The sequence below is a fragment of the Salmonella sp. SA14318 genome (assembly GCF_029866905.1).
Taxonomy (GTDB): Bacteria; Pseudomonadota; Gammaproteobacteria; order Enterobacterales; family Enterobacteriaceae; genus Salmonella; species Salmonella enterica.
Genome location: NZ_CP123282.1, coordinates 1,323,734 through 1,345,240, shown reverse-complemented (window position 1 = coordinate 1,345,240; position 21,507 = coordinate 1,323,734). Strand labels below are relative to the sequence as shown.

Below are 21,507 nucleotides of genomic sequence, written 5' to 3'. Positions count from 1 at the left end.
AGAACTCATGACCGACACGATTAAAATCTACCATAACCCGCGCTGCTCGAAGAGCCGCGACACGCTGAACCTGCTGAAATCTAACGGCGTGGAACCGGAAGTGGTGCTTTATCTGGATACGCCCGCCGACGCCGCCACCGTGCGGGAACTGCTGCGTATGTTGGGCATGTCCAGCGCGCGCGAACTGATGCGCCAGAAAGAAGATCTCTATAAAACGCTTCACCTGGCGGATAGCCAGCTGAGTGAAGAGGCGTTAATCCAGGCGCTGGTTGAACACCCTAAACTGATGGAGCGCCCCATTGTGGTGGCAAATGGTCAGGCGCGCATTGGCCGACCGCCTGAGCAGGTGCTGGACATCCTCGGTTAACCGTTGAACGCCGCCGTCGCGGCGTATTACAGTTTCAGGATCTCTTTGACAAACGGGATCGTCAGTTTTCGCTGGGCAGTGATCGACGCATGATCGAGCTGATCCAGCGTCATAAACAGCGTACGCATTTCGCGATCAAGACGTTTGAGCAAAAACCGCCCGACATCTTCCGGCAGTTCAAACCCCCGTAACCGGGCGCGCAACTGTAGCGCCTGAAGTTTGTCTTCATCGGAAAGAGGCTGGAGTTTATAGATTTGCCCCCAGTCCAGACGGGAAGCGAGATCGGGCAAGCCCAGATTTAACTGTCTTGGCGGACGATCGCCGGTGATCAATAACCGCGTCTTACCGGACTCCAGAATGCGGTTATAGAGATCAAAGATCGCCATCTCCCACAGTTCATCGCCAGCGACACACTCAATGTTATCAATACACACCAGCGAGAGGTGTTCCATACCGTCGAGCACTTCCGGCACGAACCAGGTACGTTTATCGAGCGGGACGTAGCCTACCGCATCTCCACGCTGCGACAATTCAGCGCAGGCGGCGTGCAGCAAATGGCTGCGGCCCGCGCCTTCACGCGCCCAAAGGTAGATATATCCACTATGTTCCTGGCGCAACACGTTTTGTAACGCGGCCAGTAGAGAGGCGTTATCCCCCGGCCAGAAACTTGCGAAAGTTTCGTCGTCAGGAAGATAAAGTGGCAAAGAGAGCTGTGCCGGTGTGTTCAGAGATACCTCAACCCAGGATGACATAAAATCGCGCTGAGTTTACCACATAATTCCCTTGAGATAGAACCGGGCAGCATCGCTGCCCGGCAACCCGTTACTGATGCGGAGACTCCGCATCATTTGCCTCCAGTACCACTTCTTCCGGACGCAACAGGCTAATCAGTTTAAAAATCAGGCTCAGGCAAATCCCGACGATGGTCGCCAGCGCCATCCCTTTCAATTCTGCCGCACCGATATGCACTTTCGCGCCGCTCACGCCGATGATCAAAATCACCGAGGTGAGGATCAGGTTTTGCGCTTTGTTGTAGTCGACTTTTGATTCGATCAAGACGCGAATCCCCGACGCGCCGATAACGCCGTACAACAGCAGCGAGACGCCGCCCATCACGGGTAACGGGATAATCTGAATCGCCGCCGCCAGTTTGCCAACACAGGAAAGCAGAATGGCGAAAATCGCCGCGCCGCCGATAACCCAGGTACTGTAAACGCGGGTGATCGCCATGACGCCAATATTTTCCCCATAGGTGGTATTCGGCGTGGAGCCGAAGAAACCGGAAACGATCGTCGATAGTCCGTTAGCGAACATCGAGCGGTGCAAACCGGGATCGCGCACTAAATCTTTTTTGACGATATTCGCCGTCACCACCAGATGACCGACATGCTCGGCGATCACGACCAACGCTGCGGGCAGAATCGTCAGGATCGCGAACCATTCAAAACGCGGCGTATAGAAGGTCGGCAGCGCAAACCAGTGCGCCTGGGCAATCGGCGTGGTATCGACCACTCCCAGCGCGAATGACAGCGCATAGCCCGCCAGCACGCCGATCAAAATCGGAATGATCGCCAGGAAACCGCGAAACAGTACGGAGCCGAACACCGTCACCGCCAGCGTGACCATGGAGATGATAATTGTTTTCGTGTCCGGCGACTGCCCTTGCGCAGGCAGCAATCCGGCCATCCCCGCCGCGACGCCAGCCAGCTCCAGACCGATGACGGCAACGATTGCGCCCATTGCCGCAGGCGGGAACATCACATCCAGCCAGCCGGTGCCCGCTTTTTTAACGATGAAAGAGACCAGACAGAACAGCACGCCGCACATAATAAAACCGCCCAGCGCCACTTCATAACCCAGCGGCAACAGCAGTAGTACCGGGGAAATAAAGGCAAAGCTCGATCCGAGGTAGGCCGGAATTTTACCTTTGCAGATAAAGAGATACAGCAACGTTCCGATACCGTTAAACAGCAGAACCGTCGCGGGGTTGATATGAAACAGAACTGGCACCAGCACGGTCGCGCCAAACATGGCGAAAAGGTGCTGTAAACTAAGCGGGATTGTCTGTAAAAGCGGCGGTCTTTCACTCACCCCGATAGCACGGCGCGTCATAGTGTTTTCCTCTAAGTGTGTTTGTTATGAGTTGTTTTATTCAAAAAAAAGCCGACTCTTAAAGTCGGCTTTTAATTATTTATTCACTTATTTGGTACCAAAAATCTTATCGCCGGCATCGCCAAGCCCCGGAATAATGTATCCGTGCTCGTTAAGCCCCTGATCGATAGAGGCGGTGTACAGTTCAACGTCCGGGTGCGCTTTTTCCAGCGCCGCAATGCCTTCCGGCGCGGCGACCAGCACCAGCACCTTAATGCTGCTACAGCCTGCTTTTTTCAGCAGGTCGATGGTCGCGATGACAGAACCGCCGGTCGCCAGCATCGGGTCGACGATCAGCGCCATGCGCTCATCAATGTTCGATACCAGTTTCTGGAAATAAGGTACTGGCTCAAGCGTCTCTTCGTTACGGTACATCCCGACTACGCTGATACGCGCGCTCGGTACATTTTCCAGAACGCCTTCCATCATGCCCAGACCCGCGCGCAGAATCGGCACAACGGTAATTTTTTTACCTTTGATCTGGTCGATTTCCACCGGGCCATTCCAGCCTTCGATGGTGACTTTTTCCGTTTCCAGGTCGGCTGTCGCTTCATACGTCAGCAGGCTGCCTACTTCTGAGGCGAGTTCACGAAAGCGTTTAGTGCTAATGTCGTTTTCACGCATCAGACCCAGCTTGTGTTTGACGAGTGGGTGTTTGACTTCCACGATCTTCATACTCTTCTCCTATCCTCAGATGACTGGCAACCACAAAAAAAATCGCCGGATTATACCGCTTTTCCTCTCTGACGCAACACAATGTATGCTTGACCTGGATCAACCAAAAGCGCAGATAGCGGAAAAGTGAGTATAAATCACTCACGTTGAAACAGGCGATAAAGGCTAACAACCGTTTGAATCTTAGCAATTTTAAGGATGAATGGCCTGTCCCGACCGCCTGTCGTAAACCAAGTGCTGGATATCCTTTTCTTTTTTACCAACAGAGAAATTTTCAAGCAGCGACCGAAACCATGCCAAAAAAATCGCCCGGATATCCAGGGCGCAGACCACGCTCGCAAACGTTTGCTTTCCCTGTTAGAATTGCGCCGAATTTAACTTTTACCGCAAGAAAAAACGTGGGGAACCAGGCAGTGACCGATAAGACCTCTCTTAGCTATAAAGATGCCGGCGTCGATATTGATGCGGGTAACGCTCTGGTTGATCGAATCAAAGGCGTAGTGAAGAAAACTCGCCGCCCGGAGGTTATGGGCGGTCTGGGCGGTTTCGGTGCGCTGTGCGCGTTGCCGCAAAAATATCGTGAACCGGTACTGGTTTCCGGCACTGACGGCGTAGGCACCAAACTTCGCCTGGCGATGGACTTAAAGCGTCACGACGCTATCGGTATTGATCTGGTGGCGATGTGCGTAAACGATCTGGTCGTTCAGGGCGCGGAACCGCTGTTTTTCCTCGATTACTATGCCACGGGTAAACTGGATGTCGATACCGCTGCCAGCGTGATCAACGGTATTGCCGAAGGCTGCCTGCAATCCGGCTGCGCGCTGGTCGGCGGCGAGACGGCGGAAATGCCGGGCATGTATCACGGCGAAGATTACGATGTGGCGGGTTTCTGCGTCGGCGTAGTCGAAAAATCAGAAATCATCGACGGCTCCCGGGTTGCCGAAGGCGACGTGCTGATTGCGCTCGGCTCCAGCGGCCCGCACTCGAATGGATATTCGCTGGTGCGGAAAATTATTGACGTTAGCGGCTGCGACCCACAAACCACTCTGCTGGAAGGGAAGCCGCTGGCCGATCATCTGCTTGAACCGACCCGTATCTACGTAAAATCGGTTCTGGAACTGATTGAAAACGTCGATGTGCACGCTATCGCCCACCTCACCGGCGGCGGCTTTTGGGAAAATATTCCGCGCGTTCTGCCGGAGAATACCCAGGCGGTAATTAATGAGTCGTCATGGCAGTGGCCCGCCATCTTTACCTGGCTGCAAACCGCCGGTAATGTCAGCCGACATGAAATGTACCGTACCTTTAACTGCGGCGTCGGCATGGTGATTGCGCTCTCCGCTCCGGAAGCGGACAAAGCGCTTGCTCTGCTAAACGAGAAAGGTGAAAACGCATGGAAAATCGGTATCATCAAAGCCTCTGATTCCGAACAGCGTGTGGTTATTGAATAATGAATATTGTGGTGCTGATTTCCGGCAATGGAAGCAATTTACAGGCGATTATCGATGCCTGCGAAGCGAAGAAAATTAAAGGCACCCTCAGGGCAGTATTCAGCAATAAGGCCGACGCGTTCGGCCTTGAACGCGCCAGAGAAGCCGGCATTCCGGCGCAAGCGCTGACTGCCGATCGGTTTGACAGCCGCGACGCCTTCGATCGCGAGTTGATTCGCAAGATAGACGCGTATGCGCCCGATGTGGTCGTGCTGGCCGGTTTTATGCGTATTCTGAGTCCGATGTTTGTCGCGCATTACTACGGGCGTCTGCTGAACATTCACCCTTCCCTGCTGCCAAAATATCCGGGGTTGCATACCCATCGCCAGGCGCTGGAAAACGGCGATGAGGAGCACGGTACCTCGGTGCATTTCGTGACAGACGAGCTCGACGGCGGCCCGGTCATTCTCCAGGCGAAGGTGCCGGTTTTTGCCGACGACAGCGAAGATGATATCACCGCACGCGTACAGACTCAGGAACATGCGATTTATCCGCTGGTGATTAGCTGGTTTGCGCAGGGGCGTCTAAAGATGCGCGATAACGCCGCCTGGCTGGACGGGCGTCGTCTACCGCCGCAAGGTTATGCGTCTGACGAATAATACGTCATCGAACAGGACTGCGTCTGCTTGCCGGATGGCGGCATAAATGCCTATCCGGCCTACTCTTTTCCCTTCCTTTATGCTATCAGTTTATTGTCATATTTTTCTGGCGCAGTTGGACATTAACGCGTAATGCTCGCCATAATCATCAGGCAGTGTCCCGTGAATAAAACGGAGTATAGGTAGTAATGGGTCAGGAAAAGCTATATATCGAGAAAGAACTAAGCTGGTTAGCATTTAACGAACGCGTGTTACAGGAAGCGGCGGATAAATCCAACCCGTTGATTGAGCGGATGCGGTTCCTGGGAATCTATTCTAATAACCTCGACGAGTTCTACAAAGTGCGTTTCGCTGAACTGAAACGACGCATTATTATCAGCGAAGAACAGGGTTCAAATTCTCATTCACGCCATTTGTTAGGTAAAATTCAGTCCCGCGTGTTGAAAGCAGACCAGGAGTTCGACGGCCTGTACAACGAATTACTGCTGGAAATGGCGCGTAATCAAATCTTTCTGATCAACGAGCGTCAGCTCTCGGTGAACCAACAAAGCTGGTTGCGCCACTATTTTAAGCACTATTTGCGCCAGCATATTACCCCGATTCTCATTAACCGGGAGACGGATCTTGTTCAGTTTTTAAAGGATGATTACACCTATCTGGCGGTGGAGATTATCCGCGGCGACACCATCAACTATGCGCTGCTGGAGATACCGTCCGACAAAGTCCCACGCTTCGTTAATCTGCCGCCGGAAACACCGCGCAGACGCAAGCCGATGATTCTTCTGGATAATATTCTGCGCTACTGCCTGGATGACATTTTTAAAGGGTTCTTCGACTATGACGCGCTTAATGCCTATTCGATGAAAATGACCCGCGATGCCGAATATGACCTGGTGCATGAGATGGAATCCAGTCTGATGGAGCTGATGTCTTCCAGCCTGAAGCAGCGCCTGACCGCTGAACCTGTGCGCTTTGTCTATCAACGCGATATGCCCGCCGCGCTGGTCGACGTGCTGCGGGAAAAACTGACGATCTCCCGGTATGACTCAATCGTACCCGGCGGGCGCTACCACAATTTTAAAGACTTTATTAATTTTCCGAATGTCGGTAAAGCCAACCTGGTCAATAAACCGTTACCGCGGTTACGCCATCTTTGGTTTGATAAAGAGAAGTTTCGTAACGGTTTCGACGCGATTCGCGAACGTGATGTGCTGCTCTATTATCCTTATCACACCTTTGAACATGTGCTGGAACTGCTGCGTCAGGCGTCGTTTGACCCAAGCGTGCTGGCGATCAAAATCAATATTTATCGCGTAGCGAAAGACTCGCGCATTATTGACTCGATGATCCATGCCGCCCATAACGGCAAAAAAGTTACCGTGGTGGTGGAGTTGCAGGCGCGCTTCGATGAAGAGGCGAATATTCACTGGGCCAAGCGGTTAACCGAAGCGGGCGTCCACGTTATTTTCTCTGCGCCCGGGCTGAAAATTCACGCCAAACTCTTCCTCATCTCACGAAAAGAGGGCGATGACGTGGTGCGTTATGCGCATATCGGCACCGGTAACTTCAACGAAAAAACAGCGCGGCTGTATACCGATTATTCGCTGCTGACCGCCGATGCGCGCATTACCAATGAAGTGCGCCGGGTCTTTAATTTTATTGAAAACCCCTATCGCCCGGTCACTTTCGATTATTTGATGGTTTCTCCACAAAACTCACGGCGTCTGCTGTATGAGATGATCGATCGTGAAATCGCCAATGCCCAGCAAGGCTTACCGTCAGGGATTACCTTAAAGCTTAACAACCTGGTCGATAAAGGGTTGGTCGACAGGCTATACGCCGCGTCGGGTTCGGGCGTCCAGGTCAATCTGCTGGTGCGCGGTATGTGTTCTCTTATTCCGCAACTGGAAGGCATTAGCGATAATATTCGTGCGATTAGCATTGTGGATCGCTATCTGGAACACGATCGGGTTTATATTTTCGAAAACGGCGGTGATAAGCAAGTTTGGCTCTCTTCAGCTGACTGGATGACGCGTAATATTGACTACCGTATCGAAGTCGCTACGCCTATCCTCGACCCGCGGCTTAAACAGCGCGTCCTGGATATCATTGACATTCTGTTTAGCGACACGGTAAAAGCGCGTTTTATCGATAAAGAACTCAGCAACCGCTACGTACCGCGCGGCAATCGCCGTAAAGTCCAGGCGCAGCTGGCAATTTATGACTACATCAAATCACTCGAGCAACCAGACTAACGCTATGCCAATTTACGATAAATCCCCCCGCCCGCAGGAGTTCGCTGCGGTCGATCTCGGCTCAAACAGCTTTCATATGGTCATTGCCCGCGTGGTTGACGGCGCAATGCAGATTATCGGGCGCTTAAAACAGCGCGTCCATCTGGCGGACGGGCTGGGCGCAGATAACAAACTCAGCGAAGAAGCCATGGAACGGGGGCTTAGCTGTCTGTCGCTGTTTGCTGAACGCTTACAAGGTTTCTCCCCTTCCAGCGTCTGTATCGTAGGTACCCATACGTTACGTCAGGCGCAAAATGCCGCTGATTTTCTCAAACGCGCGGAAAAGGTTATTCCCTACCCGATAGAGATTATTTCCGGTAACGAAGAAGCGCGCCTGATTTTTATGGGCGTAGAACATACGCAGCCGGAAAAAGGCCGCAAGCTGGTGATCGATATCGGCGGCGGGTCAACAGAGCTGGTCATTGGCGAAAACTTCGAACCCAGGCTGGTTGAAAGCCGTCGTATGGGCTGCGTGAGCTTCGCGCAGCTCTACTTTCCCGGCGGCATTATCAATAAAGAAAACTTCCAGCGCGCCCGAATGGCGGCGGCGCAAAAACTGGAAACCTTAACCTGGCAGTATCGTATTCAGGGTTGGAACGTAGCGATGGGCGCTTCCGGTACGATTAAGGCCGCTCATGAAGTTCTCCTGGCGCTGGGTGAGAAAGATGGCTTCATTACACCGGAGCGCCTCGATAAACTGAAGTCAGAAGTGTTGAAGCACCGCTCCTTTAATGCGCTCAGCCTGCCGGGTCTGTCTGAAGAACGAAAAGCGGTCTTTGTGCCGGGCCTGGCGATTCTGTGCGGCGTTTTTGATGCTCTGGCTATCCGCGAGCTTCGCCTTTCCGACGGCGCGTTGCGCGAAGGCGTGCTGTATGAAATGGAAGGCCGCTTCCGCCATCAGGATGTTCGCAGCCGTACCGCAAAAAGTCTGGCCAATCAATACAACATTGACAGAGAACAGGCCAGGCGCGTGCTGGAAACCACCATGCAGATGTACGAACAGTGGCAGGCCCAGCAGCCAAAACTGGCGCATCCGCAGCTTGAAGCGTTGCTCCGTTGGGCGGCAATGCTGCATGAGGTTGGACTGAATATTAATCACAGCGGTTTACATCGCCATTCGGCTTATATTCTGCAACACAGCGATTTGCCCGGCTTTAATCAGGAGCAGCAAATGATGATGGCGACGCTGGTGCGTTACCATCGTAAAGCCATAAAACTGGATGATATGCCCCGCTTTACGCTGTTTAAGAAAAAACAGTATCTGCCGTTAATTCAGCTACTTCGGCTGGGCGTATTACTGAACAACCAGCGGCAGGCGACCACCACGCCGCCGACGCTGCGGCTAACGACCGATGACAGCCACTGGACGTTATGTTTTCCGCATGACTGGTTCAGCCAGAATGCGCTGGTACTGCTTGATCTGGAAAAAGAACAGCAGTACTGGGAAGCGGTAACTGGCTGGCGTCTCAATATTGAGGAAGAAAGCTCGCCGGAGATCGCCGCGTAAATTGTGAGCCAGACGCCGCGCCGCGGCGTCTGCCTTTACTGAATCTCAGATAATAGCTGCGGCTCGCCAATTAAATATCCCTGAAGATAGTCGATTCCCAACGAGAGCACGACGCTTCGTATTTCTTCGCTCTCGACATACTCCGCGACGACCTGCATATTTTTCATTCGCGCTAAATGACAAATAGAAGCCACAATCTGATAATCGAGACTGTTTGACACTATATTGCGAATAAAACTGCCGTCAATTTTAAGAATATCGGCGTCAACGTTTTTCAGCCGCGCATAGCTGGCGTAGCCAGTACCGAAATCATCAATCGCTATCTGACAGCCAAACTGCTGTAGCTGTCCCAGCGTCAACTGCGCCTGCTCAGCATTGGTGAGAGAGTTGCTTTCCGTTACCTCAAAAACCAGTTGCCAGGGTTCAACCTGATATTGCGTAAGCAACTGCTTAACTTCTGCAGGAAAACGAGCGCGGCATACCGATGTTGGCGACAGATTAATGGCAAAACGATGCGCGGGCATATATTCCCGGCTGGCCGCCATAAACCGCAGCGTGTTTTCAATCACCCAGAGATCGATAGCGGAAGACAAACCAAACTCATGCGCCACGGGTAAAAAATTGTCCGGGTTGATAACGTCGCTGTTGTCATCCCTGAGTCGCAGTAAAATTTCATGGTAAACGTCCCCACGAACGCCGAAAATAGGCTGCGCCATCAGGAAAAAATGATCGTGCTCCAACGCCTGTTGCAGGCGATTCATCATTGCAATTCTGCCCTTCAAATCGCGCTGCAGGTGCATTGCGCCGCGCCGCTGTAAATCCTCCGGCGCGTTAGTCGTCAACGAAAGATCGGAACTGGTGCTTAATTCGCCCAGCAGAAGATAAAGGTGGCTAACCGGAGAACGCACGCAGCAGTAGCTCACGCCGACAGGCGGCTGTAGCGGCAGTCCATCCCAGATAAACCGAAACTGCTTAATATGTTTATCCAGCGCTTCAATACGCTGCTGATGCGCCTCTGTATTAAGACGCAGCACCAGGTCGTGCCCTGACATCTGGTAGACGCACTCATTTGAGGCCAGCATCGGCGTAATCCAGTGAGAGAGCTTTTGCTTATACTGGATGCGTAGCATGACGCCATAATTTTTACCCAATAGCTCCAGGCCCGGCACGTGTAAAAAACAGATCGTAGACCAGGGCGCATTTTGGAGCGCGCGGTTTAACGCACGTAAATTGGGAAGATGTACAACCGGGTCAAGATAGGCCAGCCGCCGTGCGCGACCACTCACTACGCGCTGACGCGTGGCCAGTACAGACATATAATTAACAATAAAAGAAAAAACCAGATAGCTCGAAGAGGTAATCGCTAATTGCGTATCATAACCTGAATACCAGGGCATATAACGCTGATAATAATGAATCGACGTAATTAGCACGACGGCCCAGATAATTGAAATAAACTTATAGCCATAGCGCATCGCACCCCACAGCATGACCGGCAATAATAACGAAAGCGTATAGTTGGTACTAAATATTGAACTATTATCAGTCAATGGCATACACAGTATAAACATTAGTGTAGTCAATACGGCCAGCCAAATAACGATCTCTTTTTTAGTGGCCTTGCTATCAATCTGTAGCTTTAATTGCTGATAATACCCCCGCAGGTGCAGCGGATTGCGGAGAGTACGAATAATAAAATAGCACAATGGCACGCCGACAAGGTTACCGACCAGTAACGCCTGGTAATTAATCAGCGTGTTGATATTAAAGGGCATTACCCCCATCAGGCTGGCTTTGCTTTCGTACATGCCAACAAAAGCGGCAAACTGGTAGATGACCAGAAATAATGTTGCTGAACAAAATACCTGCCAGAATATTCGTTGAAACAACAGGTGGGCGTCGCCGTGGGAAACATTGTTTCGCCGGGGGGAAAAGACACGATAGCCGCCCCAGCTTAGCACGATAGTAATGATAAAGTGCATCGTCACAGAAAGGGTTTCATACAGCCCTGTCTGCGGGTATCTGCGCCAGAAGATAGCAAGCACAATGCCCGGCAGTGCTGCCCAGCCGAAAAAGAGCATCAGGCTAAGCATAAAAGCTAACGGCAGGTAAAAAAGAACCACATTTCCAGTGCTGGTAAGCGCATAAGTATTTGCGCTACTTAAAACAGGTAGTAAAATCGAAGGAAGGATGAGCGGTAGTCCCCACCATTTATCTCTGATATTTATATAAGTTTTATTTAGTTTCATAGATGCTCAGCAGAACCCCCCAATCCCAAAGGGGCGTTAACAGACAGGCATCCCACCTGACTTTAAATTGATGATGCGATATACATCACACGATAGTCATCGATTGTAATTATTAAACAAAAGTAACATTTGATTTAAGTCAATTATTACCTTTCTCCTGCAGCCTTTATTCGCCTTTTTATTCTTTGTTATCATTAATTTATTATTAATGTAAATACTAAAATTATCTTCCATAACAATATAAGATAAATCAACTGACGCAATTTTACATTAAGAGGAATTGACCATCGGTTCGCAGTATGCCTTAATGTAGAGTGAACGCAGGCTTGTTACGTTCTTCGCCTTGATAATACCCTTGAAGAACCCAGCCTGATCCCGCCCATACCGCTGGGCCAACGTTAAGGAACCCTTTGTGAGTCAGGCCAACAGTATGCGAAAACGACATCGATTTAACACTCGCATGACCCGTATCGTACTGCTTATCAGTTTTCTCTTCTTCTTTGGACGTTTCGTCTACTCTTCTATCGGCGCCTGGCAGCACCATCAGGATAAAAAAGAAGCGCAACAGTCATCGCTTTCTGTCACCACGCCGGGACAACGTTAAGCTGTTATCCGTTAAAAAGCCCGCGCAAGAAAAAGAAGCTTTAGCGTTAACGCAAAAAGACAACCCACTCAATGGGTTCAGGCCATGATCAGACGCTTAAAGAGCAACCGCGGGATATCCTGCCTGGGTGATAAGATCACATGCGCGGTTACTAAGATTCCCTTGACCGAATACAAAACCCGATAGCCTTCAGCGTGGTTAAACTCCCGGTAGCTGGCACAAGTTCAGGGCAAATCTGGCATCCCAGCGGGCACTGGCGTACGGTACTCTCAAACTGTATGAGTATCTCTACGATAGCCGGACGTGGTTCAACATCAACGCGCTTCAGGAACCCGCTATTGTGTCGATGCAGTGCTTTACCGTAAACGTATACTCAAAGGTCACCTGCGGTTCCGCCCTATCCGCCAGAGTCAATGCGAAATCAGGAAGATAACCATCGTGGGAGGAGAATAAGGTGACCAGTCCCATACGTCAGAATTTGTTTTGTAAAGAGCCACCTGGGATCAGATTACCAACGTTGACAGGCAAAACCATCAACTCATTACAGCTAAGCTCAACGAATAATTTAGGTCGTTTCGTTGGTCGTAATGTACCCTGGCTCGGTTGGGTTATGACATTCACTACGATTTATGATATCCAGCGTGATATTAAAGATACATTTAATCGTGTGGCGGTTCCTAAAGATCGCATTCAGTGGACGTACTTCTAATGAGAGATATTGAGAAAGAAATTATCGATTTTATCGATCAGGAATATAACACTAAAAAGTACTTTCTCTGTGGGCCAAAGCGAACCATCACGCTTGATACCAGTATTAGGGATGATCTAAAACTCGTTTTTGAAGATAGTGAAGAACTTCTACAAGAGTACTTCAAGCGTTGGAATGTAGATTCAGAAGGATTTGACATACTCAACTATCTGAATCCAGAGTACTTTGGAAGTAAAGAGCCTGATCCGCGTAAACCACTAACGGTTGGTATGCTCGTTGAAAGTGCTAAAGCTGGACGTTGGTTATATAGTTGAAGAATAAAGTTATTATATTTTAAATACCCCTTATTTGGGCTGAATCGCCACGGATAACCAGGGCCTTCTGAGTCGTTGGTAGATCTTTTTCTTTATCCGTTCACGCTTCAGTAGCTGGAAAAAGCTTTCTGCAACCGCATTGTCATGACAGTTGCCACGACGGCTCATACTGCCTTCCAGTCCGTGCAATTTCAGCCATTCATAGCGGGTGTATTGACTATCCTGATCAGAATGAACCAGCACCTGTTTTTGGGGATGACGTCGCCACACGGCCATCAGAAGCGCATTCAGGACAATATCTTTTGTCATTCGTGGTTGCATTGACCAACCGATAACTTTGCGCGAGAACAAATCAACGACCACGGCAAGATACAGCCAACCTTCGTGGGTTCGTAATTACGTCAAATTTGCCGTCAGGAACTGTGCGCCACATAGAAAATTCATGAATGCACATAAATAAAAACCCTCTGCAAAAACAGAGGGTTAAATTCACTTTTACCTGTTCATGAAAACACAGGAAGGATTATCGACTTATTCCCACTCAATTATCAATTAAATTAAAATTAATCGAAATAACAGTTAGTTATAAAGTCGATCTTTCTCGATACCACAATCTATACCATGCGGAGATTTTTTTATTTTTTCTGCTCATCGATGTTTATTAAGCTCAGGCTCATGCTGAGAAAACTCTCGCACAACATGAATAAAATCTCAAATTAAAGATAAAAATCAGTATATTACACAAATTTATGCACAACCTCCATTTGAACTCCTAAGCAGATTCTACCGTCCATGACATCTCTTGTATTTCATGCCACTGCCACATGGACAAGGGACATTACGGCCAATCTTTTTGCTCTTGCGACCAAGGTGGACTTGTTTTTCCCGTTCGAGATTGACCGTACGTACAGGATTGGCCATTTTCGCCGCGTCTTCATAAATGTGTGCGTTTTCTGCTGTTTGCTCCGTCGGTATGTAAATTTTGAAAGACCGCGCCTGGACATAAGTACCATCGGCACTAACTTCAGCCACAACGCCAATGACGTTAGTAGCCTTGGCGCTCAACGCAACTGCGCTAGCCTTATTGTTCACCTTATTCCAGTCAATTGGATGACCATGCCGTTGAAGCCAAACGAAGAGCAGTACACCGTCCCCGCCCAGAACAAAGTAACGAACGGGATGCTGAATCAGTGTTTTTCGATGGTCGGACAGCATCCTGGCCAGATTATTCCGGCCTTCCTCTCCTAGGTCACGGATATGACTCTCTGCTGAAAGCCAGCCGCTAGCTCGGGTGCTATCGAGTGCTCCAAGCAGCTTCAGAACCTCCTCCGGGAACTTCTGACTTGGGAACGGTTTGCTTTCCCACTCCTCACCTTCGAAGGCCCTGTCGACGATGTCACTCATGCCATCCCAGATAACCATGTTCGCTTTCTCTTCCTTCAATTGCTCGATAATATCCTGATCAAAACGGTTCTTCGACAGGTAAGCACCCAAGTGATCGAACTCATCAAAGAGATGAGCCCCGCGTATTCCGGCCACGGCTTGCCGCACCTCCAAGTAATGGACAAACTCCCCGGGTGTGGGCAAGAGTCGCTTGAGCACAAACAAATCGTCGATGGACAGTGAAATGAAAGCATGCTTTCCAAGTAAAGGCTCAACCTGCGGTAATTCTTTACAGTACGTGGAAAAGGGCGAGAACGACTCGACTGTCAACCCAATCGGCACCATCACCCGGTAGTCAGAGCGACGCACACGACAACACTCTTCGTATTTGCCATTCACGAGGTGGTAGAGGGACACTTCATCCGCCGAATTCATATAATTGAAGAAGCGCGCACATTGTTTATATGCCTTGAGTACTAAGTCCTGCACTGATTGAGCATGGCGGCCAAAATCAAGCGCCGGTGATGCAATGGTGGCAGCTGCACCAGCCTTAGCCTCAACTAGTAACAGCACATCATCGACCAGGATGAGAGTATCATTTTCGGACCACTGCTTGCTGTCAGGATCCTTGTAGTAAACCTCCTGGAGAACTGTGGCTCCCGGAAGCTGGGCATAGAGAATGTCAGCAAAGGCTGCTTCGCTCATCATTTTCTGCCGATCTTTAAAGACCTTATTGTAATCCGGCTTTCGCTGAAGGAGATTAAATAGGAGCGCACGATACCCCGCATCGCGAGCAAAACAGGGATCGACCGCGTAGTAGTCCGACCCAAGTTGAATTAGAGGTTTCTTACGTGCTGGCAGTGTCCGAAAGGGTGTCCCCTTAAAATCGCCCGCTGCGAAGAACTCTGTATCTTCTCCTCGCTGGTATGACAAGTCTGCTAGCAATGTCGGTGGCAACTTCGTGTGACGACTTACATTGGCAATACCGCCGCGAAGTATATCCTCCATCGCCCCCCGGGCCGCTTTCGACTGCTCCTCATTTTCAGCAATCCATGACTCCATAGCGTCTTCCATAGACTTACTTTGCTCTATAGAAAAAGCTTTTACCGCCTCAAACTGCTTCATCATCTCAATGATAGCGTTGGCCTGTCCAGAACGAGTAGCGTCGGCCATGGCTTGAAAGCCTTCCGCAATATCGGTGGCACCAATGCCGTACACCTCCTCCAAAACATCATTGTGAGGCGCCAGAACGTAGCGATAGAACTCGCCCTCCAAAACTTGATAACGATTCCCGCGTATCATGACCCAAGTGGATTTCGCACGGAATTCAATGTCGGCCGTATTAGGACCGAAGATGCCATCTTTGGTATCAGCAGAGGTGGCCATAGCAAAGAACATGGCCAGCTCTCTCAGTTTTCGGCTACGTTCAAACAGCTCAGCGCACAGTGCTTCGTCGAATTCCATATCCGCAGGTGCGGCCTCAGATGCCAGAACCGCGTGAACATACTCCAGTAAGAACTGGGTTTCATTAACTACGTCAGCTGGGCTACCCTCTTGGCCTTGCTTTTCGCCCCCAATTTGGTTTCCCATTTTTTTCATCATGTGCTGAGCGTAGATGTACCCGAGCAAATCATGCGGAGGCATTTTGACAATCAACTCACGCATTCGGTCAGCAATGGATTCCATATCCTTCAATAAAGAAGCTACAGCCTTCTTTCGATCTTCTTCCATATTCATTCTTATCACCCCATTTTGAACTACTGATCTTTCGAGCACCATAATGCTCACTCGTCAATCATATCAGCTCAGTCCTGCATCTTGGCTTTACGCTGTTCACGATAATCAGCTTTCTTATATATCGCCCTTACTCTGGTTACGTCGAGGTTTCGAGTGACCTTCCACTGGCAACCATTTTTTTGGCTTCATTGAGCCGTTCACGCGCTTCTGCAAGCGTGATCCCTCCAACACCATAGCGGCCAAAAGTAACGGTCTCCTGTCTTCCGTTTATTGAATAGTTATAACGAAATGAAATAGTTCCAGCCGGAGTGACCGCAACATACAGACCATCACGGTCATTAACTTTATAGAGTTTCTCCTTCGGCTTAAGGTGACGCAGCCTGGTGTCAGTCAACATGGTTTATTGTTTTCCTTTATCAAAAAATACCATGTTGTAAAAAATTCAGAAAATTCATTTAACTCGCTGTTTTTAATTGAGTTATAAAAAAAAAATACCATAACTCAACCGAAATTTATCACATGGTACTTTTTCAAACCTGAATTCAAAACCAGAGAGTACCATCAAAAATTCCATTGAAAAAACCATGCTTCCCGTTGCTAAAAGCTGCCAGAAAGTGCCAGACACAAAAACAAAAAAGCCCGCAGTTACGCGGGCTTAGAGGTACTTTACTGCTTTTACGTGCAGGCTGTTGCCAGACGTTAAATCATTCCCACTCAATGGTAGCCGGTGGCTTACCGCTGATGTCATACACCACACGGGAAATCCCGTTGACTTCATTGATGATGCGGTTGGAAACACGACCCAGGAAGTCATACGGCAGATGTGCCCAGTGTGCGGTCATAAAGTCGATGGTTTCGACGGCACGCAGGGAGACCACCCAGTCATACTTACGACCATCGCCCATAACGCCAACGGAACGAACCGGCAGGAAGACGGTAAACGCCTGACTGACTTTGTCGTACAGATCCGCTTTGCGCAGCTCTTCAATGAAGATAGCGTCCGCGCGACGCAGCAGGTCGCAGTACTCTTTCTTCACTTCGCCCAGTACGCGCACGCCGAGGCCCGGCCCCGGGAACGGATGGCGATACAGCATGTCGTACGGCAGGCCCAGCTCCAGACCAATCTTACGCACTTCGTCTTTGAACAGCTCTTTCAGCGGTTCAACCAGACCCATCTTCATCTCTTTCGGCAGGCCGCCGACATTGTGGTGAGATTTGATGACGTGCGCTTTACCGGTTGCAGACGCCGCAGATTCGATAACGTCAGGGTAGATGGTGCCCTGCGCCAGCCATTTCACGTCTTCCAGTTTGAGCGCTTCTTCGTCGAACACTTCAACGAAAACGCGACCGATGATCTTACGCTTGGCTTCCGGATCGTTCTCACCAGCCAGCGCGGACAGGAAGCGATCTTCTGCCGGTACGTGAACGATATTCAGGCCAAAATGGTCGCCAAACATGTCCATCACCTGCTCGGCTTCGTTCAGGCGCAGCAGGCCGTTATCGACGAAAACACAGGTCAGATTTTTACCGATCGCGCGGTGCAGCAGCATTGCGGTGACGGAAGAATCCACGCCACCAGAGAGGCCGAGGATCACTTTGTCGTCGCCCACCTGCTCGCGAATGCGCGCCACGGCGTCGTCGATAATTTTCGCCGGCGTCCACAGCGCTTCACACTGGCAGATATCACGCACAAAACGCTCCAGCATGCGCATACCCTGGCGGGTATGAGTCACTTCCGGGTGGAACTGTACGCCGTAGAAGCGTTTTTCTTCGTTGGCCATAATGGCGAACGGACAGCTCTCGGTGCTGGCGACGGTCACGAAGTCGGACGGAATCGCCGTCACTTTATCGCCGTGGCTCATCCACACGTCCAGCAGCGGTTTGCCGTCTGCGGTCAGGGAATCTTCAATACCGCGAACCAGCGCGCTGTCGGTCAACACTTCGACCTGCGCGTAACCAAATTCACGCTCATTAGAACCTTCTACATGACCGCCAAGCTGCATCGCCATGGTCTGCATCCCGTAGCAGACGCCAAATACCGGCACGCCTGCTTCAAAGACATACTGCGGCGCGCGCGGGCTGTTTTCTTCGGTGGTGCTTTCCGGGCCGCCGGAAAGAATAATGCCGCTTGGGTTGAAGTCACGAATTTGTGCTTCTGTCACATCCCACGCCCACAGTTCGCAGTAAACACCCAGCTCACGCACGCGGCGTGCAACCAGTTGAGTGTACTGAGAACCGAAGTCCAGAATGAGGATGCGATGCTTATGAATGTTTTCCGTCATTGACGCTTATTCCGAGGCAAGTGAAACAGATTAAATAAATCGCCCGACGCGAAGGTCGGGCGAAGAAAATCAGGAGCCCAGACGGTAGTTCGGGGACTCTTTGGTGATGGTCACGTCGTGAACGTGGCTTTCCTGGATACCCGCACCGCTGATACGCACAAACTCCGCTTTAGTACGCAGTTCGTCGATGGTAGCACAACCGGTCAGCCCCATACAGGAGCGCAGGCCGCCCATCTGCTGGTGAATGATCTCTTTCAGGCGACCTTTATAGGCTACGCGGCCTTCGATACCTTCCGGCACCAGTTTGTCGGCGGCGTTGTCGCTCTGGAAGTAACGGTCAGAAGAGCCTTTGGACATCGCGCCCAGCGAGCCCATGCCGCGGTAAGATTTGTACGAACGGCCCTGGTAGAGTTCGATTTCGCCCGGGGATTCTTCGGTACCGGCCAGCATAGAACCCACCATCACCGCGCTCGCGCCTGCGGCGATGGCTTTGGCGATGTCGCCGGAGAAACGGATACCGCCGTCAGCGATAACCGGAATCCCGGTGCCTTCCAGCGCTTCCACCGCGTCGGAAACAGCGGTGATCTGCGGAACGCCCACACCAGTCACGATACGAGTGGTACAGATGGAACCCGGGCCGATACCCACTTTCACCGCGCTGCAACCGGCTTCCGCCAGCGCGCGAGCGCCTGCGCCAGTGGCGACGTTGCCGCCGATGATTTGCAGGTCAGGATATTTAGCGCGCGTCTCACGGATACGTTGCAACACGCCTTCTGAATGACCGTGAGAGGAGTCGATCAGCAGGACATCAACGCCTGCCGCCACCAGCGCGTCAACGCGCTCTTCGTTGCCCGCGCCTGCGCCGACCGCCGCGCCGACACGTAAACGGCCCTGCTCATCTTTACAGGAGTTTGGTTTACGTTCCGCTTTCTGGAAATCTTTTACGGTAATCATGCCAAGCAGATGGAAGTTATCATCAACGACCAGCGCTTTTTCTACGCGTTTTTCGTGCATTTTTGCCAGCACGACTTCACGGGCTTCGCCTTCACGAACAGTCACCAGACGCTCTTTCGGCGTCATGTAGACACTTACCGGCTGGTTCAGGTCAGTCACAAAACGCACGTCACGACCGGTGATGATACCCACCAGCTCGTTATCTTCAGTCACCACCGGATAGCCCGCAAAACCGTTACGCTCGGTCAGGGCTTTCACTTCATGCAACGTGGTGGTTGGCAGGACGGTCTGCGGGTCGGTCACTACACCGGACTCGTGTTTCTTCACGCGGCGAACTTCTTCCGCCTGGCGCTCAATGGACATGTTTTTGTGGATAAAACCAATGCCGCCTTCCTGGGCCAGGGCAATTGCCAGGCGCGCTTCCGTCACGGTGTCCATCGCCGCAGAAAGCATAGGAATATTCAGACGAATAGTTTTCGTCAACTGCGTGCTGAGATCGGCAGTATTCGGCAAAACGGTGGAGTGAGCGGGAACAAGGAGGACGTCGTCAAACGTCAGGGCTTCTTTAGCGATACGTAGCATGGGCAATATCTCACCTGGGAGGTTAATAAATATTGCCGCGGCATTATACAGAACGTAATCGGTTGCATCTACATTTTTTTGCAAATAGTGCTTGCGATCCCCCGTGAGCAGGTTACTATCGATTGAATAACCTGCTGATTTAGAATTTGATCCCGCTCACATGTTATCCTCTCAAACTTCCTCAATTTTTACCGTAAGCCGCCTTAACCAGACGGTTCGTCTGCTGTTAGAACAGGAGATGGGACAGGTATGGATCAGCGGCGAGATTTCTAATTTCACGCAGCCTGCGTCGGGCCACTGGTACTTTACGCTCAAAGACGATACCGCTCAGGTGCGCTGTGCGATGTTCCGTAACAGCAACCGTCGGGTGACGTTCCGTCCGCAGCACGGGCAGCAGGTGCTGGTACGCGCCAATATCACGCTGTACGAGCCGCGCGGCGATTATCAAATCATCGCCGAAAGTATGCAGCCCGCGGGCGAAGGCTTGTTGCAGCAGAAATATGAGCAGCTAAAAGCCAAACTGCAGGCCGAAGGCTTGTTCGATCAGCAGCATAAACAACCGTTGCCCTCCCCGGCCCACTGCGTGGGGGTGATCACCTCGAAAACCGGCGCGGCGCTGCACGATATTCTCCACGTGCTAAAGCGTCGTGACCCATCCCTGCCCGTAATTATCTACCCGACGGCGGTCCAGGGCGACGACGCGCCGGGGCAGATCGTTCGTGCTATCGAACTGGCGAACGCGCGCGGCGAATGTGATGTACTGATCGTCGGGCGCGGCGGCGGTTCGCTGGAAGATTTGTGGAGTTTTAACGACGAACGCGTGGCGCGGGCGATTTTTGCCAGCCGTATTCCGGTGGTCAGCGCCGTCGGTCACGAAACGGACGTCACGATAGCTGATTTTGTCGCCGACCTGCGCGCGCCGACGCCATCAGCAGCGGCAGAAATTGTCAGCCGCAACCAGCAGGAGTTGTTGCGCCAGATTCAATCCGCCCAACAGCGTCTGGGCATGGCGATGGACTACTACCTCGCCAACCGCAGCCGCCGTTTCACGCAGATTTTTCACCGTCTGCAACAGCAACATCCGCAACTGCGTCTGGCCCGTCAGCAAACCGCGCTGGAACGTTTACGCCAACGGATGGGATTTGCGCTTGAGGCCAGGATTAAGCAGGCCACTCAGCGCCAACAGCGCGTAAGTCAACGCCTGAGCCAGCAAAATCCGCAGCCGCGCATTCACCGCGCGCAGTCGCGCATCCAACAGCTGGAATATCGTCTGACGGAGAATACCCGCTCACGGTTAAGCGAACAGCGCGAACGCTTTGGCAACGCGGTCACGCATCTGGAAGCGGTCAGCCCGTTAGCCACGCTGGCGCGCGGCTATACGGTTTCGACGACAACGAACGGCAAGGTGCTGAAAAAGATCAAACAGGTCAAAGCAGGCGATATCATGACCACGCGGCTGGAGGACGGCTGGCTTGAAAGTGAAGTCAAATCCGTCACGCCGGGCACGTAATCCAATATTCCCCCACCCTCGGCAGCGCAATGTCAGGTTTCGGTTTCTCCTCAGCCAACCTACGCGCCACGTCGGATAAGGTGTAGCCGCAATCCGACGA

General features: G+C 51.4%; 16 protein-coding genes and 4 pseudogenes. 9 read left to right on the top strand and 11 right to left on the bottom strand.

Annotated elements, in window-relative coordinates:
- Positions 1 to 7: 7 nt before the first annotated feature.
- Positions 8 to 367, top strand: coding sequence for an arsenate reductase (glutaredoxin) (arsC, locus tag QEN32_RS06300; RefSeq protein ID WP_000132650.1), 360 nt, complete (start codon positions 8 to 10; stop codon positions 365 to 367).
- A gap of 26 nt (positions 368 to 393) precedes the next feature.
- Here arsC and QEN32_RS06295 read toward each other — a convergent pair whose 3' ends face one another.
- The 3 genes from QEN32_RS06295 to upp form a co-directional block, all read right to left on the bottom strand.
- Positions 394 to 1,095 carry a DnaA inactivator Hda gene (locus tag QEN32_RS06295; protein WP_061835882.1) on the bottom strand — a complete coding sequence of 234 codons (702 nt, stop codon included), beginning with the start codon at positions 1,093 to 1,095 and terminating at the stop codon, positions 394 to 396.
- A 94-nt stretch (positions 1,096 to 1,189) separates the two neighbouring features.
- Positions 1,190 to 2,479 carry a uracil permease gene (uraA, locus tag QEN32_RS06290; RefSeq protein ID WP_000198344.1) on the bottom strand — a complete coding sequence of 430 codons (1,290 nt, stop codon included), beginning with the start codon at positions 2,477 to 2,479 and terminating at the stop codon, positions 1,190 to 1,192.
- Positions 2,480 to 2,566: 87 nt separating this feature from the next.
- Complete coding sequence (gene upp, locus QEN32_RS06285; RefSeq protein WP_000706208.1) at positions 2,567 to 3,193, bottom strand: uracil phosphoribosyltransferase; 627 nt, start codon at positions 3,191 to 3,193, stop codon at positions 2,567 to 2,569.
- 413 nt (positions 3,194 to 3,606) lie between these two features.
- On the opposite strand from upp, the gene purM reads away from it, so the two are divergent.
- From purM to ppx, 4 genes are all read left to right on the top strand, one after another.
- Positions 3,607 to 4,644: a phosphoribosylformylglycinamidine cyclo-ligase gene (gene purM, locus QEN32_RS06280; protein ID WP_000130477.1), complete on the top strand. Its 1,038-nt coding sequence runs from the start codon at positions 3,607 to 3,609 to the stop codon at positions 4,642 to 4,644.
- Positions 4,644 to 5,282: a phosphoribosylglycinamide formyltransferase gene (purN, locus tag QEN32_RS06275; RefSeq protein WP_001028589.1), complete on the top strand. Its 639-nt coding sequence runs from the start codon at positions 4,644 to 4,646 to the stop codon at positions 5,280 to 5,282. The genes purM and purN overlap by 1 nt, the downstream gene beginning before the upstream one ends.
- A 188-nt stretch (positions 5,283 to 5,470) precedes the next feature.
- Positions 5,471 to 7,537 (top strand): polyphosphate kinase 1, encoded by a 2,067-nt coding sequence (gene ppk1 / locus QEN32_RS06270; protein ID WP_000529555.1) that lies wholly within the window; start codon positions 5,471 to 5,473, stop codon positions 7,535 to 7,537.
- Positions 7,538 to 7,541: 4 nt separating this feature from the next.
- Positions 7,542 to 9,083, top strand: coding sequence for an exopolyphosphatase (gene ppx, locus QEN32_RS06265; protein ID WP_023181768.1), 1,542 nt, complete (start codon positions 7,542 to 7,544; stop codon positions 9,081 to 9,083).
- Between the two features lie 35 nt (positions 9,084 to 9,118).
- Here the strand turns inward: ppx and QEN32_RS06260 are convergent, their stop codons facing one another.
- Positions 9,119 to 11,332, bottom strand: a complete 2,214-nt coding sequence (locus QEN32_RS06260; RefSeq protein WP_265322242.1) for a sensor domain-containing phosphodiesterase — start codon at positions 11,330 to 11,332, stop codon at positions 9,119 to 9,121.
- A 96-nt stretch (positions 11,333 to 11,428) separates the two neighbouring features.
- Positions 11,429 to 11,566 (bottom strand): hypothetical protein, encoded by a 138-nt coding sequence (locus QEN32_RS06255; RefSeq protein WP_001540598.1) that lies wholly within the window; start codon positions 11,564 to 11,566, stop codon positions 11,429 to 11,431.
- A 178-nt stretch (positions 11,567 to 11,744) separates the two neighbouring features.
- Between QEN32_RS06255 and QEN32_RS06250 the strand changes: the two genes are divergently transcribed.
- Positions 11,745 to 11,936 carry a YfgG family protein gene (locus tag QEN32_RS06250; protein ID WP_000075924.1) on the top strand — a complete coding sequence of 64 codons (192 nt, stop codon included), beginning with the start codon at positions 11,745 to 11,747 and terminating at the stop codon, positions 11,934 to 11,936.
- A gap of 77 nt (positions 11,937 to 12,013) precedes the next feature.
- Here QEN32_RS06250 and QEN32_RS06245 read toward each other — a convergent pair.
- Positions 12,014 to 12,157 (bottom strand): annotated as a pseudogene (locus QEN32_RS06245) (hypothetical protein); the annotation flags it as partial.
- Positions 12,158 to 12,435: 278 nt separating this feature from the next.
- Here QEN32_RS06245 and QEN32_RS06240 point away from each other — a divergent pair.
- Positions 12,436 to 12,645: pseudogene (locus tag QEN32_RS06240) on the top strand (hypothetical protein); the annotation flags it as partial.
- The gene (locus QEN32_RS06235; protein ID WP_023244201.1) at positions 12,630 to 12,959 is read left to right on the top strand and encodes a DUF1493 family protein; all 330 of its coding nucleotides are present in this window, start codon (positions 12,630 to 12,632) and stop codon (positions 12,957 to 12,959) included. The pseudogene QEN32_RS06240 and the gene QEN32_RS06235, both read left to right, overlap by 16 nt.
- 78 nt (positions 12,960 to 13,037) lie before the next feature.
- Here QEN32_RS06235 and QEN32_RS06230 read toward each other — a convergent pair.
- The 5 genes and pseudogenes from QEN32_RS06230 to guaB form a co-directional block, all read right to left on the bottom strand.
- Positions 13,038 to 13,367: pseudogene (locus tag QEN32_RS06230) on the bottom strand (DDE-type integrase/transposase/recombinase); the annotation flags it as partial.
- Positions 13,368 to 13,742: 375 nt separating this feature from the next.
- Positions 13,743 to 16,121, bottom strand: a complete 2,379-nt coding sequence (locus tag QEN32_RS06225; protein WP_001747849.1) for an SEC-C metal-binding domain-containing protein — start codon at positions 16,119 to 16,121, stop codon at positions 13,743 to 13,745.
- A 112-nt stretch (positions 16,122 to 16,233) separates the two neighbouring features.
- Positions 16,234 to 16,476, bottom strand: a pseudogene (locus QEN32_RS06220) (Arm DNA-binding domain-containing protein); the annotation flags it as partial.
- 307 nt (positions 16,477 to 16,783) lie between these two features.
- The gene (gene guaA, locus QEN32_RS06215; RefSeq protein ID WP_000138293.1) at positions 16,784 to 18,361 is read right to left on the bottom strand and encodes a glutamine-hydrolyzing GMP synthase; all 1,578 of its coding nucleotides are present in this window, start codon (positions 18,359 to 18,361) and stop codon (positions 16,784 to 16,786) included.
- 69 nt (positions 18,362 to 18,430) lie between these two features.
- Complete coding sequence (gene guaB, locus QEN32_RS06210) at positions 18,431 to 19,897, bottom strand: IMP dehydrogenase (protein WP_000944174.1); 1,467 nt, start codon at positions 19,895 to 19,897, stop codon at positions 18,431 to 18,433.
- A gap of 160 nt (positions 19,898 to 20,057) precedes the next feature.
- On the opposite strand from guaB, the gene xseA reads away from it, so the two are divergent.
- Positions 20,058 to 21,407, top strand: coding sequence for an exodeoxyribonuclease VII large subunit (xseA, locus tag QEN32_RS06205; protein WP_265322241.1), 1,350 nt, complete (start codon positions 20,058 to 20,060; stop codon positions 21,405 to 21,407).
- The last annotated feature ends 100 nt before the right edge of the window (positions 21,408 to 21,507 follow it).